The sequence below is a fragment of the Lysinibacillus halotolerans genome (assembly GCF_003711845.1).
Taxonomy (GTDB): domain Bacteria; phylum Bacillota; class Bacilli; order Bacillales_A; family Planococcaceae; genus Ureibacillus; species Ureibacillus halotolerans.
On record NZ_RHLQ01000068.1, the window covers coordinates 1 to 13,299 of the forward strand.

At 36.0% G+C, this 13,299-nt stretch carries 18 protein-coding genes; 1 reads left to right on the top strand and 17 read right to left on the bottom strand.

Annotated features, from left to right (window positions below):
- A partial coding sequence (locus tag EC501_RS17035; RefSeq protein WP_148037806.1) for an IS3 family transposase occupies positions 1–88 on the top strand: 88 nt, incomplete at its 5' end.
- 69 nt (positions 89–157) lie between these two features.
- Here EC501_RS17035 and EC501_RS17040 read toward each other — a convergent pair.
- From EC501_RS17040 to EC501_RS17115, 17 genes are all read right to left on the bottom strand, one after another.
- Positions 158–721 (bottom strand): cupin domain-containing protein, encoded by a 564-nt coding sequence (locus EC501_RS17040; protein ID WP_122973547.1) that lies wholly within the window; start codon positions 719–721, stop codon positions 158–160.
- A gap of 134 nt (positions 722–855) precedes the next feature.
- Positions 856–1,689 carry an N-acetylmuramoyl-L-alanine amidase family protein gene (locus EC501_RS17045; protein ID WP_122973548.1) on the bottom strand — a complete coding sequence of 278 codons (834 nt, stop codon included), beginning with the start codon at positions 1,687–1,689 and terminating at the stop codon, positions 856–858.
- Position 1,690: 1 nt separating this feature from the next.
- A complete protein-coding gene (locus EC501_RS17050) occupies positions 1,691–1,942 on the bottom strand; it encodes a phage holin (RefSeq protein ID WP_122973549.1) in 252 nt (83 codons plus the stop codon).
- 12 nt (positions 1,943–1,954) lie between these two features.
- Complete coding sequence (locus EC501_RS17055) at positions 1,955–2,227, bottom strand: hemolysin XhlA family protein (protein ID WP_122973550.1); 273 nt, start codon at positions 2,225–2,227, stop codon at positions 1,955–1,957.
- A 53-nt stretch (positions 2,228–2,280) separates the two neighbouring features.
- Positions 2,281–2,424 carry an XkdX family protein gene (locus tag EC501_RS17060; RefSeq protein ID WP_122973551.1) on the bottom strand — a complete coding sequence of 48 codons (144 nt, stop codon included), beginning with the start codon at positions 2,422–2,424 and terminating at the stop codon, positions 2,281–2,283.
- Positions 2,417–2,701, bottom strand: coding sequence for a hypothetical protein (locus EC501_RS17065; RefSeq protein ID WP_122973552.1), 285 nt, complete (start codon positions 2,699–2,701; stop codon positions 2,417–2,419). Before EC501_RS17065 ends, EC501_RS17060 begins: the two co-directional genes overlap by 8 nt.
- An 11-nt stretch (positions 2,702–2,712) precedes the next feature.
- The gene (locus tag EC501_RS17070; RefSeq protein ID WP_122973553.1) at positions 2,713–6,285 is read right to left on the bottom strand and encodes a phage tail spike protein; all 3,573 of its coding nucleotides are present in this window, start codon (positions 6,283–6,285) and stop codon (positions 2,713–2,715) included.
- Positions 6,282–7,724 (bottom strand): distal tail protein Dit, encoded by a 1,443-nt coding sequence (locus tag EC501_RS17075; protein ID WP_158599739.1) that lies wholly within the window; start codon positions 7,722–7,724, stop codon positions 6,282–6,284. The genes EC501_RS17070 and EC501_RS17075 overlap by 4 nt, the downstream gene beginning before the upstream one ends.
- A gap of 9 nt (positions 7,725–7,733) precedes the next feature.
- Complete coding sequence (locus tag EC501_RS17080; protein WP_122973555.1) at positions 7,734–10,148, bottom strand: phage tail tape measure protein; 2,415 nt, start codon at positions 10,146–10,148, stop codon at positions 7,734–7,736.
- Between the two features lie 14 nt (positions 10,149–10,162).
- A complete protein-coding gene (locus EC501_RS18450; protein WP_158599740.1) occupies positions 10,163–10,306 on the bottom strand; it encodes a hypothetical protein in 144 nt (47 codons plus the stop codon).
- A gap of 26 nt (positions 10,307–10,332) precedes the next feature.
- Positions 10,333–10,818, bottom strand: coding sequence for a protein kinase family protein (locus EC501_RS17085; protein ID WP_122973556.1), 486 nt, complete (start codon positions 10,816–10,818; stop codon positions 10,333–10,335).
- A 59-nt stretch (positions 10,819–10,877) separates the two neighbouring features.
- Positions 10,878–11,462, bottom strand: coding sequence for a phage tail protein (locus EC501_RS17090; protein WP_122973557.1), 585 nt, complete (start codon positions 11,460–11,462; stop codon positions 10,878–10,880).
- Positions 11,462–11,881 (bottom strand): hypothetical protein, encoded by a 420-nt coding sequence (locus tag EC501_RS17095; protein WP_241559391.1) that lies wholly within the window; start codon positions 11,879–11,881, stop codon positions 11,462–11,464. Before EC501_RS17095 ends, EC501_RS17090 begins: the two co-directional genes overlap by 1 nt.
- The gene (locus tag EC501_RS17100; protein ID WP_122973558.1) at positions 11,865–12,275 is read right to left on the bottom strand and encodes a hypothetical protein; all 411 of its coding nucleotides are present in this window, start codon (positions 12,273–12,275) and stop codon (positions 11,865–11,867) included. The genes EC501_RS17095 and EC501_RS17100 overlap by 17 nt, the downstream gene beginning before the upstream one ends.
- Positions 12,268–12,654 carry a phage head closure protein gene (locus tag EC501_RS17105; RefSeq protein ID WP_122972845.1) on the bottom strand — a complete coding sequence of 129 codons (387 nt, stop codon included), beginning with the start codon at positions 12,652–12,654 and terminating at the stop codon, positions 12,268–12,270. The genes EC501_RS17100 and EC501_RS17105 overlap by 8 nt, the downstream gene beginning before the upstream one ends.
- The gene (locus tag EC501_RS17110; RefSeq protein ID WP_122973559.1) at positions 12,617–12,940 is read right to left on the bottom strand and encodes a hypothetical protein; all 324 of its coding nucleotides are present in this window, start codon (positions 12,938–12,940) and stop codon (positions 12,617–12,619) included. The genes EC501_RS17105 and EC501_RS17110 overlap by 38 nt, the downstream gene beginning before the upstream one ends.
- A 2-nt stretch (positions 12,941–12,942) precedes the next feature.
- Positions 12,943–13,263: a hypothetical protein gene (locus tag EC501_RS17115; protein ID WP_122973560.1), complete on the bottom strand. Its 321-nt coding sequence runs from the start codon at positions 13,261–13,263 to the stop codon at positions 12,943–12,945.
- Between the last annotated feature and the right edge of the window lie 36 nt (positions 13,264–13,299).

A 13,299-nucleotide genomic window follows, 5' to 3' on the forward strand; every position in this document is an offset into this window, starting at 1 on the left:
TGAGTACTATAATTACAAACGAATGAAGGCAAAATTAAAAGACCTAAGCCCGGTAGAATACCGAACAAAGGTCTTGGAAGCCGCCTAACAAAATATGTCTAACTTTTTTGGGTCAGTTCAACAATGGAAAGGCGGTTTTAATTTTGATTTACCATTTTTAATGTTCAGTTTCAATTGCTTCTGCTTTTGTGGTATGCACAGTACCGAATGGATGATTAGGTGGAGCATATATTGTATAAAGTTTCAGTGGGGTATTACCTATATTTGTTAAGTTATGCCAAGTTCTTGCAGGTACCATTATAGCTGAATCTTCGTATACATTTCTTTTAAATGATAAATTATCTTTACTCTTGCCCATTTGGACAATTCCTTGCCCCTGTTCAATACGTAAAAATTGGTCAACATCGGGATGTATTTCTAGTCCAATATCTTCTCCTGGATTCAAGCTCATTAATGCAACCTGTAAATGGTCCCCCGTCCATAAAACAGTACGATAATTATTATTTTGCTCTGATGCTTCATTAATATTAATAACAAAAGGATTTGCACCATAGTCTTTTAAAGCTATTCTATTACTAAAAAGGTGATTATAATTTAAACGATTTCTTCCCATTATGTCATTGTTATAGGGATAGTAATGCATTTCTCCACCAAAATTATCTATTCTAGGATTACCGTAGTACATGTTATGGTATGGATAACCATACGGATAATAATACATCTATTCAGCCCTTTCCTAAATACTTCGTAATATCATATGCTTATATCTGAGAAATGTGTCCTTAATAGACTATTAGGTGATAGAAAACAAAAAAGACCAGGCTCACAATTAAATGAATACCTGGTCTTTGTTTTTTATTTTTCTAACTGAATATCGTAATTAAATCCTTTTTTCAATAGCCATTGTTCTAATTCATACTTACCTTTTGAATCTTGTGGGTACCAATAGGATTCAAGCATATACTTTCCATTTGTACACGTGACTTTGTAGTCTAATTTCTTGCCATCTAAATACTTTTTCAAAGCTACCAATCCTGAATTCGTTTCGGATGGGAACCAGTAAACACGGACGTTATGACGTTTGCGATTTACAGTCGCTTTTGCAACTTGCACCTTTTCTTCTACATACTTCACTTTAAACGCTTCACATATTCCTTTAGCAATTTCAATTGCACATTCTTTTCTAAATGAATCTGTACGCAATAATTCTGCTTCAACTTTATTATCCATAAACGCACATTCTGTTAAGATAGCTGGCGCATCAGTTTTACGTATTACATACAAATGTGTCCCGTCTTTAACACCACGATCCGTTTGTTTTGTACCTTGTAACAAAAACTTATGGACAGCTTTACCTAACTTTTTCGCTAGTTCACTTTTACCAACAAAAACTTCTACCCCATTCGCTTCATTCCAGGAACCTGTAAATGCATTAGCGTGAACAGAAACAAAAGCATCCACTTTATTCTTGTTAGCTATAGATACGCGTGTCGCAAGTGGAATATCTTCATCTGTTGGAGCTGTTAGAAGTGTGATAAATCCACACCGTTTTAATTCAGTATTTAAGTAATTCACGACAGCCCTGTTAAATTCATTCTCATGCATAAAAGTCCCATCATTAAATTTAGGTGTACGTTTGCCCGCTGTCTCCATTCCGTGCCCATCATCTAATGCGATTTTAAAAGGCATTTTATTTCAACCCCTCTTCTTTTAGCGCTTTTTCTTGTTCTTTCGCTTTCTTAGTAACGATGTAAGTGTTTTTGTACACACCATAAATCACTAGAACAAATGGAACGGCATTCAATAAAACTTCAACAAATGCATTGATTGTGTCATCAGTAAACCAACTAAAATTGATACCCAGTGATTGCAAAAATAAAAGGATTGCTGAAAGCAACCCTCCGAATAAAGCGATATATTGTTTTAATTTGTCTGACGTCATTTTACTTTCCTCCTAATTTAATTTGATAACTAAGCCAATTAAAGCTAGTATTACAGCACCGATAATGGTAGTGGAAACCCACCAAATAACTTTGTCAATCTTATTAAGTCGATGATGTGCACTTTTTGTACTTTCTAATGCTTTATCTGCAGTATCTTGTGCGTTATCTGCTTTTTCTTCCGCTCGATGTGCTGTGTCTCGGACTTGATTAATGCTATCTAATTTTGCATCAATACCACCAAGTCGTTCATAAATGTTCAACATTAAATTTTGGTTTTCTTCCATTGTCCACCTACCAAATTCATAATAAAAACCCTCCACAATCTGTGGAAGGCTTGTTAAATACTTTCTGTATAAGGTTCCTTTACGATTTGTTCATACTGTTCAGCAGTAATAACACCAGCTGTTACTGCATCACCAACTTGTTCTTTCGTCCATAGCTTAGCAATATAAAAATATCTAATCTTATTAAAATCAAGCATTCTTAACACTTCCCGTCATAATGGCATACCACATATCTGCTATTTCCCGTTCCGGTTTTGGCTTGTTTTTTAACAATTCTTCGGCTTCAATTTGTTGTTGTCGATATACTTCATCTAAAATTATTTCTCCATCGACAAAAACATAATTTAAAGGATGATCTAATACATCATGACCATCCTCAACTTCAATTTCAACATTGTTTTGAATGAATGGGCTAGTAGTACTGCAACCTAGTACTCTATTATCTTGGGAATTTACAAGCAAATATAGTTTCATATCTCCACCACCTAATACATTAATACTTGTCTTAATACTGCTTGTTGTGCATTAATTCCACTTTGGTTATTTGCTACACCAGTAATTGTGTTATGTGTAATACTTAATGCTTTAATCGTAAATGCATTACTATCTGCTTCATCAACCGGAACTGTACATAATGTATGATTTCCTAATCTACGCTTTGGAATATAGGTATAAACGTAATTCCAGTTGTTTGCTGCACCTGATGAATAAGCGCTCCACACTAATATCCAACCGTTCGGACATTTTTGTAATGGTACATCGGGTGTGATGACCGTTGAAGCATTCATAAAGGCCACCCCATTCCACAACACCCTTTGTTTATTGAGAACATCGTATTGACCATTCGCTACTTTCCACACGTTGGCTTCTTCGTCGTATAGACCTGGTTTATCGTTTTCGATTAATTGAACTCCATCTATCTGCGCCCAGTTTGCATTTGCTCCACTAAGTACAATTTCAATTCCTTCTGTATTATCAGCAAACACTGGAGTTGTAAATGTAAGAGCATATCGTTCCACCGAATAATCACTTGCAACAGCAGTGAACGTTTTACTAGCAACTAACGATAATCTTGTACCTGCTGCATCTACATGATAAATATCCACTTTCGGTATAGCCCCGGCAGATACATTCCATTGCCTTTTTGCGTAAAAAGATAGCGCATATACTGTAGAAGGAGATAGGGTGTGTATTTGTTGTGCCATGGCATCCGTAGAGCGTACACAAACCCCTTTAGAGCCGAAAATCGGCATAGATCCTTTCCCACTCGGTCCAAAACTAACAGCCAATTTAGGAGTACCTCTTGTAATGTACCAAGGTGTATTTGGATAAAAGCCGAAATACATATCGTCCCAGCTGTACTTTAAATCATCACTATTGGGAAGTGCATCATGTTGTTCCACTAACTCAAAGGAATGATCTTGAACATGGTTAGTTTTAGAAGCGATGGAATAACCTAAATTACTATTATTATCTTGAAGAATAAAGTCACCATCTTTTACACTAACCTCTCCGAAAGTACCTGTTACCCCTCGGACTTCTCCTTCTGCTACCATATTAAAAGCATATAACTTGCCGTTTGTATCTGCGTAAAACATGTCTACCCATGGTGAAGAAGTAGTTGCTCTTCTTTGAATCTTAAAACCGCCTGTTGCGTTTGCAATGGTTCTTACCAAACCATTGGAAAGCATTATTTCCATACCTTCTTCTTTTGTTACTTTAAAACCGTTATATAAGTTACCTAGTCCAACAGAAGCATCTTTTGCGTTTTGTTCAGCTTGTGCTATGTTTCTTCCTACATCTTTAGGGGAAATATCCCATGGAGTCTCTATGTTTCCTTCTTCCATTTGAAGTTGAGTAACATACATGTAAGGAACGGTTGTATCCGTACCATATGCAGTGTTAGAACGCCCACCAATTAGGAAACGAACTGCGGTACCGTCTCTATTCGGCTTGAAATGGTGCGTTACTTTATAGTAATCATAACCATCCATTTTTACTATCGGGCAATCTGCAAACTGTACGTCGGGCAATTTTTGGTTACCTTGACCATCGTTATAAATTAAATAGCAATAATTCATACTAGCAAAGCCGCTACAACGAATATAATAACTCGCTGTATAATCTTGACCACCTTTAACGTTAAACCCGTAAAGTGTTGGATTCGATTGATAAAACCCTACGGCGTCCCCTTGATTGATAGCGAAGTCCTTAGTTGATAATAATAAAGCGTTAGGAAAACCATTTATAACTGATGTAGAAATAGTACCCCGATTAGACCACGGCGCCCAACCCGTACCATCTTTAAAGTCCGTTCTGACAAGCATATTTTTACCGCCAACCTGTACGTTATCGTACAAAGGTGACCAATTATAATCAGCCGGGTTCGTGCTTTCAGTTGCTGTAGTCTTGTTATAGGCTAGTCCTAAATATCTTTTTCCGTCCGGTGAATCGGACATGCCACTACCTTTATTATCATCGGCATATTTTAACCATGTGTAAGTCGGGGTACCATCCTCTCCTGGTGGTCCTGGTACACCTTGGTCGCCAACGATTTTAGCCCAAGTGTAATCGCTATAAATATTCGATTCTGTAGGCGTTGGCTTGTTATAAGCAAAACCGATATATTTTTTACCATCGGGATATTGTGATATTCCAGTTGTTGGTGTATCAGCGTATCTTACCCATGTATAAAGCGTTTGACCGTCTTCCCCTTTTGGACCTGGTATTCCTTGTGGACCCGGGTCCCCCTTTTCTCCTTGTGGTCCAGGATCTCCTTGCTCACCCTGTTCCCCTTTAATTAAAGTCCAAGTATAGTCTTCAGGATTTACTGGTGCTACATTAGTCTTTGTAACGGCAACGCCCATATAAAGCGCATTTATAGGGTCCTCTGACATGTTACTGCCATCAGGGTATTGGGAATATCGTATCCAAATGTAAGTTAATTTCTTGTTAATTTCGGATTGTAACGATTTCACTATCGCCTTAACATCTTCTTCTGTAAATTCGATGTAGTCTCCTAACGTGACCTTCTTTTGAGATTTGTCACTTAGAGAACGATTCATAGTATGAACACGTGCTTCAAGATATAGAGGAGGGTTAAATTTTGTATCTTTAATTTTTATTGTGTCACCAAAACGAATCTTTTTATTTTCAAGACCAGGTATATGTTCGAGATCAGCAACTTCACCACTGTACTCTACAATTGTATTAATTCGTTTATTTAACTCTGTACGAGTGTATTGAGTTAATTCCTCTAATGTCATATCACTGTTTGAAGAAGTTGGTTCATAAGGTTCAATGAGATGCATAAGTTTGCCTGTATCAGGGTCAGGTCTTCCCCATCTTTGAAGTGCTTCATCATCTGTGACAAGTACCGTTAGCCTTGTACCATCTTCTTTTTCCGGTCCAATACCTAACAGAGCAGTAACAATATTTGAATTATCTTCTTTACGATCAATACCTATTAAATCTTTCCCGAACTCTACTTCCCGTCCTCTCCATTCACCTTCACGTTTTAACAAATCCACATATCTGGCTACCACTTTATTGTTATTAACAACAATACGAAATCTTTTTTCTAAGCTGAATTCATTGGCTATTGTATTTATAAATGCATAAGGATTGGTATAGTCCTCCACAACAAATGTTTTAGTACCAACGCCCTCTAAAATACCCGCCTGGAATTCAGTACCCGCTAAAGTATGAGCCATTATAGTAGAAACTGTTTGATCTTTAAATGTTTGCGGTTCTATTACCTTTGCCTTTTTTAATTGAAGGTAGGAAGCTGTAGTATAAACTTGTGTATATAGAGCATTATTCGAACGATATTCACGCGAGTTTTCTATAATTAATTCAATGAAATTGTTATCTTCATCTGGAATAACAATTCGATTTCGATCTGTTAAAAATTCAGAGTATTTCTTATCGGCAAATGTTGTAAAATCATAGGTTTCTTGATTATCTTTTAAGGATTTTGAGTGTATATCATTCCAAAAATCTCCCAAAGGAATAAAAGAGAGAATTTTGCCTGTTTCTCCATCTGTTATGTGAATCATTTATATCTCCCCTTATATCTAACCTTTGTTCTTAATGACATATCAGGTAATACATATAATTCATTTATGCCCTTCTTCAATTTAAAGAAATTGGCGCCAAAATCTTTTAAATCCATGCGACTTTCCCCATTAATTAAAATGTCACAAGTAGTATGATCGAATGTAATAACATCCCCCGTATAGGCAATAAACGGTATTTGTTCGGTTGTTTGTTCAGTAAGAGCGTAGGCTTTTATATAATCAATACGATTCGTATGCGGTGAAGCCGTAGTTCCATATTTGTCTATGAAAATACCGACATATTTTAATTTCCCTCTGAATTTATCCTCTGTTACAGTCCAGCTAGCAGTTAATGGATCCATATGTTTCCCATCACCTTGGACACGGGCTACATAAAATGTGTATTTGTCTCCGATACGTTGTAAACGCATATAAGCCGGAAAGTTATCCCATTCTTTTTGATAATTACGGGAACTAATTAGGTAGTTTTTGAAATCGCCAATAAACGGTCCAATTCGACCTTCAGCCAGTTTCCTCTCAACATAAATCGAATTATCAACTGCAGTCATTATTGCAATTTCTCTCATTTCATCATCAAATAAATAAAAACCAAACCTTCCAGTTTGGTTTACATTATCCGTATATAATTGACCACGTAATTCAATTTCGAAATCACCGGTTAAAGGCACCTCTTTGTAGACAGATGGGCCATGAAACCCTGTACCTGTTCCATATGATGGAGCAGTTATACCCGCACCATCATAGCCAATTGTACCTTGGGAGCCACCTTCCATATCACTTGTAGCGGTAGTCCACTCGTTAATAGTTGTTCCAGTTTCTTCGATTAACAGGGTTTTTGTGTCTACTATTTGAGTATTCACATCAGCAGGTTTGCCAACTAACATATATTCATTATCCTGATTTTGAACCATAGCAAATGTTACTGGTCGTAAAACTTCTAATTCAAATATTGGATCAGCTTCTGCTGTACCTTCACTTCTAAACGAAACGCTATCGGATGGAAAGTTAATTATTCTTTCATCGCTATATTTATAAGGGTCCGGACAGATAAAAGAAATAGTACCTTCTCCTATTTCAAGAAATTCCGAAATATCAAAACTACCATCCACAAGGGCATAATAAACACGATCTGGCTCATCATCAAATATCAATTCTTGAGGTTCTTCTGTAATTAACCATTCGGCCAATTCCTCTTCAAGTTTACGTAAATCCTCACGTGATTCACCATCGTAGAAAATTTTTTGTCTAATTGGTCTCACATTCGTGGTGGTACTTTGCAGATAAGCTCCGGGTTTACCTGGAATAGTTAGTAAATTTCTTGAAATGGGAGCCCATGCTGAACGTTCAGTACTATCGTCCTCTAGATAAATCCAATCTTTTTTAATTCCGCCGAAACTAAAAGAATATAAACCTTGCAATTTTTTCACCTACTTTCTAAATGAGAGAGCCCTATTTTCTTTGAACGATTGGATTTCTGTAACATCATCAGCAATCCATTCTGCCAGTACACGGCTATCGGCAGTTACTAACTGAATAACTTGTGGACCCATATTCATTGTTGAGGCAATGCCTTTTCCTATAGCTCCTAAAACTTTTTCGGTTAGTGGTAATGCTGCTTCTGGTCCAGCTTCTCCAAAACCTTGTAAGACTCCATTGTTAATACCTGCGATAGTAGGCTTTGTAAAGACAGCACCTAGGGCATTCCATTTAATGTCGAACCCAGTCGGATAAGTTATTTTCTTACCCATAATTGTTTTTGATGAAGTTTCTAAAGTAAATTTAGGTAGACTAGGTAAATCAATATCAGGAATTTTCAATTTTAGTCCATCAAAAAATCCCTTAATGTCGTCTACAATACCCGATACCGTATCTTTTGCTTTCTCTATCGGATCAGTAATAAACTTCTTGACTTCATTAAATTTATCTCGTGCTTTATTCACTATATCTGTTGCCTTATTTACAAATCCATCCTTCAATTCAACAACTTTATTCAACGCTTTTTCCTTTGCTTCCGTTATATAAGTTGTAATAGCATTTTTTATTGAAATAAATTTATCTCGTGTGGATGTGTAAAATTCTGTAAATTTTAACATTCCCGCTATTATTAGTTCTTTAATTTTATTTGTAACTGTAGTCTTTATTTGTTCCCATTTTTCTAGAAGCCAATCTTTTAATTGACCCGCCTTTTCTACGATGGTATCCCAATTTTGGTAAAGCAAAACACCAATCGCTATTAAGGCTGTTATGACGCCAATTACAATAAGTACAGGAGCTGCCACTGTACCGATAGTTACACCGAGTGCAGCGGCAACCCCACTTAAAGTAACAAATATAGGGGCTAATGCCATACATACCGCTACGAGTGTAGTTATCACACCTGCAACAATTGTTATAGTAGTTACTAGTTCTGGATTTTCATTCGCCCATTCTACAATTTTTGTTATAATTTCAGTTACTTTTGTTACTAACGGTGTAAGCGTTTCGGATAATTTATTCAGTTCATCTGTAAAAGCAATCTGAGCTGCTGATGCTTCAGCTATTGCCCGATTGTTATCTGAGTATTTTTCATAACTTGCAGTTAATCCTTGATCTGCTAACAATTGAGAAATATAATTTGCTCGTTCCTCAGTAGTTGAAAAAGATTGCATTTTTTTATTAAAATCGTCTACAGGTTCACCGCTTTTCTCGAGTAAATCGGTTAGTTGTCCAGTAGCCTCCCCGAGTTGAGTAGTTGTTGTAATACTTTCTGCCAATCCCTCAGCCGTAAAAGTATCCCCGTAGCTTACAATTGCTCCTGAAATTGCCTTAGATATTCCGGTTATTTGCTCTTCTGTTTTATATCCCGCTTGTATTAGGTTCCCCATTGCTTCAGTTACTTGATCAGTTTCTTGACCTACAGAATCAAAGGCAACACGGGCTCCAGAAATATCATCTAGGACTAGTCCAACCTTACCTATTTGAACTTCCAACATAGATAAGTCCTTATTAGTATCAGCCATTCCCGTTGTAAGTCCAGCAACACCTGCAGTTATAGCTGCACTTCCTGCTGCTAAACCTGAACCTAATTCTTTTGCAGCATCTTTTGAAGCATCCTTTAGTTGTCTTAAACTTCGCTTTAATCCATCAAGTTTTGAAGCAGTTTTATCTGCATCTCCTCTTTGTTCGGCGAGCTTCTGATTTGTTTTTGCAATTTCGTTGGCAAGTTTTTGTTCATCAACTCTAACACTCGCTAACTTTTGAGCAAGATCTTGAGCAACTTTTGAATTTTCTCCAAATGATTCGCTAGCTTGGCGATAAGCTGATTCCGTTTGTTCAATCGAACGTTTCATTAAATCTTGCTTTTGGGTTAGATACTGTATGCTAGATTCTAATTGTTCCGTTTCGGAAGCAGTTAGTTTCATTTGTTCTTGTTGTAATTGAAAGGCTGAATCCAACTTAGAAACTTCAGTTTTTAAATCAAGAGTACTAAGTTTTTGTTTTTCTAAACTTTGATTTGTTTGGGTGATTTGATTAACAAGTTTTTGCTCTTCTATTTGGGCATTCGTTAGATTTTTGGCCATTTGTTGAGCTGCATCGGAATTTTCCCCAAATAGTTGTTTCGCTTGTTCGTATGCAGTTTCAGCTTGCTCCACTGAACGCCTTGCAATATCTTGCTTTTGGGTTAGATACTGCAACTTTGCCTCTAGTTTTTCACTTTCAGAAGAAGTTAGTTTCATTTGTTCTTGCTGTAATTTAAAATCACGGTTTAACTTAGATGTTTCAGCTTGTAGCTCTTTAGAACTTTTTTTGAAGTCATCGTTAAACATTTTGACAGTTATTTTAGCTTCTGGGCTTTTTGCCATTATTCTCACCGCCTTTATATCGTTTTAGGGTGATTCATCCATCCTTTAACTGCGATTGTATTTTCAATAATTCGATTTAAATTTGGGAATGGTGCTTTCCAAAATACTTCTTCTTTAATTTCAAGCGCAACTGTGCACCAAACAAAAAAATCCTCCAAACACTCAAATGTGAGTTTTGGAGAAACTACTTTTTTCCCTTTTGTTTTTCAGTTGCTTGTTCAAGTGCCTTTTTGAAATTGTTATTAGTATCCTTGGAAAAGTTGTACATTAATAAATTTAAATAAGTATCTAGAACTTCTTCAAAATCAGCATTGTATTTATTCTTAAAAGTTTCTAGATCGTAATAATCATTTCTTGGGCCAACATAACCTAAGTAAATAATATTTTTCATGTGCTCTTTATCTAATTTATCTTTGACTAAAACTACTTCAGTTGCAGAAAGTTCACCTTTGGTTGCTGCTTCTATTCCCATTGCGGAAATCATTTCTAACAACTCACTTTCAAGCGCTTTTTCAAGGATTCCATACTCTCGACCTACTTTTAATGAGTGGTTGTTAAAAAATAGAGGAAATCGTTCTTTATTTGTTTTCTCCTCGAAAAATTCACCGTTTTCTTCCTTAACTTCAACATCGAATAATTCCACAACAGGTAATTTTCGTTTTCCAATCATATAGACATCTCCCTTTTCCTTCTAATTAAAAAAGCCCACTAAAAGTGAGCTTTTAATTTTTAAACTGTTTCTACTAATTCGACTAGTTCACGACTAAAGTTTGTATGCCACTGTTCTACTAATGTTGGGTCCGTTGTATCTGCTACGATAGCTTCATAGTAAAATTGATCTGCTGAATCTGGAAGTGAATCAAATGTTAATTCCAACATGGCCACTTCTTCTACCGCCGCTTCTAAAGGGGTGATTTTAAAACCTCCGCTATTTGAACAATTTGGAAATGCCATTAATTTCTTGTTTCCTTCAAAATCATCAACAGCAGTTACCGTAAATATAAAATCCTTGCCAAGAGTATTTATACCCGCTGAATAGACTCCCGCTTTTAATTTTTCATTAGTCATTCCAAAATAATCACGTGCTACTTGAACAGGAATATGTCCAGATACAGTAACCGCGATTTTAGTTGTTTTTGATTTTTGCTTAATAATTCTTGCTCCTTGCATTTTTTGAACTGATTGAACTTCTCCCTCTCCTTCCATAGTTCCAACCAATCCAAAATCTGTTCCTTCTCCATATGTTCCGCCGGATTGTTTGAAACGAATGCCGGCATGTGAAATGTCCGTTGTATCAAAAACTGTAACAGGCATTAAAGTACCTCCTCCAACTTATCTATTAATTTATTTTGAGTAATGTCTGTTAATTTAGGTAACCCCTTATTAACACCACGTTCAAAGAATTTTTGAGCAACATGGTTACTTGGGCCACGTCCTTCATCCGGGAAGACTAAATAGCCAAATGAACCAGGTTTATTTGCTGCTCCCCCTTTTGCTTTTATAGTAATTTCTAGATTTCCAAACTCAGCCTTATACCATTTTGTTCGATTAGCATGTACACCTTTTTCCTTATCTGATGTCTTTATTAATTGTGTAATTTCAGGTGCGAGTATTTCTTCACCATCTTTCTTTAAAATGGTGTTAATTTCTCTTTCCATACTGCGCCCGAAATTTTTCATTTTCTCAGCTATTTCTTTAAACTCTCGATAATCAAATTCATATTTGATACTCAAGTTTAACCACCCTATTCAACTCGATATTTGCTATGTCTACAAAGCGATTTGTATCAGCATGTCTTGCTCTAGCTTTAGTACAATCACTAAATGTAATGCTTTTGACATTTACTGCAACACCAAGTATATCGATAATTGTTTCGTCAAAGTCGTCTCTGTTTTCTGAGTAATAAATGATTGTGATGGATTGAGTTAACGAATTACTAGTGTTTTCACCTTTTGTAAAATCACCCATCGAATACACTAATAAATGATAAGGGTTGTGATCATATTTTTGAGTCTCATCATCAGGTACTTCATCTTCGTATATCGGTAGATTAGGGAACGTTTTTTCCAAAGCTTCTACCAGCTCTTTTTTTACTTTCATCATATACGCTTTGGTTTTATCATTCATTTACTACACCAACTCTCTGTAAATACCAATATAAGTAGGGATTATTTGGATCTCTATCAATTTTTACTGTGTTGTATTCAACATTATCGATACGGACTGTATAATCATTTGATAATTTACCTTTTAAAACAGGTGGGTACATTGTTTTAAGTTTTAAATCTAACGTTCTACTCATGGCATCTACAAAAGAATAATCTTGTTCACGTGCCGACAATTCAGAAAAAGCTAATGTTCCTTCTTGTGTAAATTCCTTTCCGATTTGCTTTTTCGTATTAGATAGCTTTGTTTTGTTCTGACCATATATAAGTATTCCATCGTTAAAAGTTTCGCGTAATGCCTTATTAACCAGTTGAATCACCTGTTCCGATGGCAGCCTCATGTTGTTCAACAGCTACATTTAAAATTAAACTTCGTAAACGCTTAGCATAATTAATCTCAAATTCATCAAGAGCATTATTCCATACGTATCTGCAGCGTTCTAACATTAATTCACGTACCGTAGAACCTTCATCAAAGGAAAACTCAGTTTCGCAAAGTTCATTAAAATAGGTTCTACTACTTTTAATATAACGAGAAAGAGTATTATCGGTGTTTACATCGTTCCAAGTTATTTGTAAATTATCTTTTAGCTCTTGTAGTAATTGTTCATCAAGAGTTACTGTCATGATTATTCACCGCTTTTCAACGCTTTTTCGGCTGCTAGAGCTTCTTCTTTACCTTGAATTTTCTCTCCATTGGATAGTAGGTACCAACCACCGCCAGTTGATTGAGGAAACTCCCCTTCATTGTCGACATCTGATTTTAAATCCTTCTTAGATTGATCTTCTTCTACAAACAAATAAACCTTCTTGGTTTCTGGGTGTGGCTTAGATAAAAACTCGATACGTTCAGATGAAGCTTCAAATCCCTTTGCTGGGTATTCATCTCCTACACGATAAACATGATCTGTTTCTTTATCATTAAATGGTGTTACAACCTTTATTGACATTTATTTTCCTCCTTAAATTGAAAATAGAGAGGCATA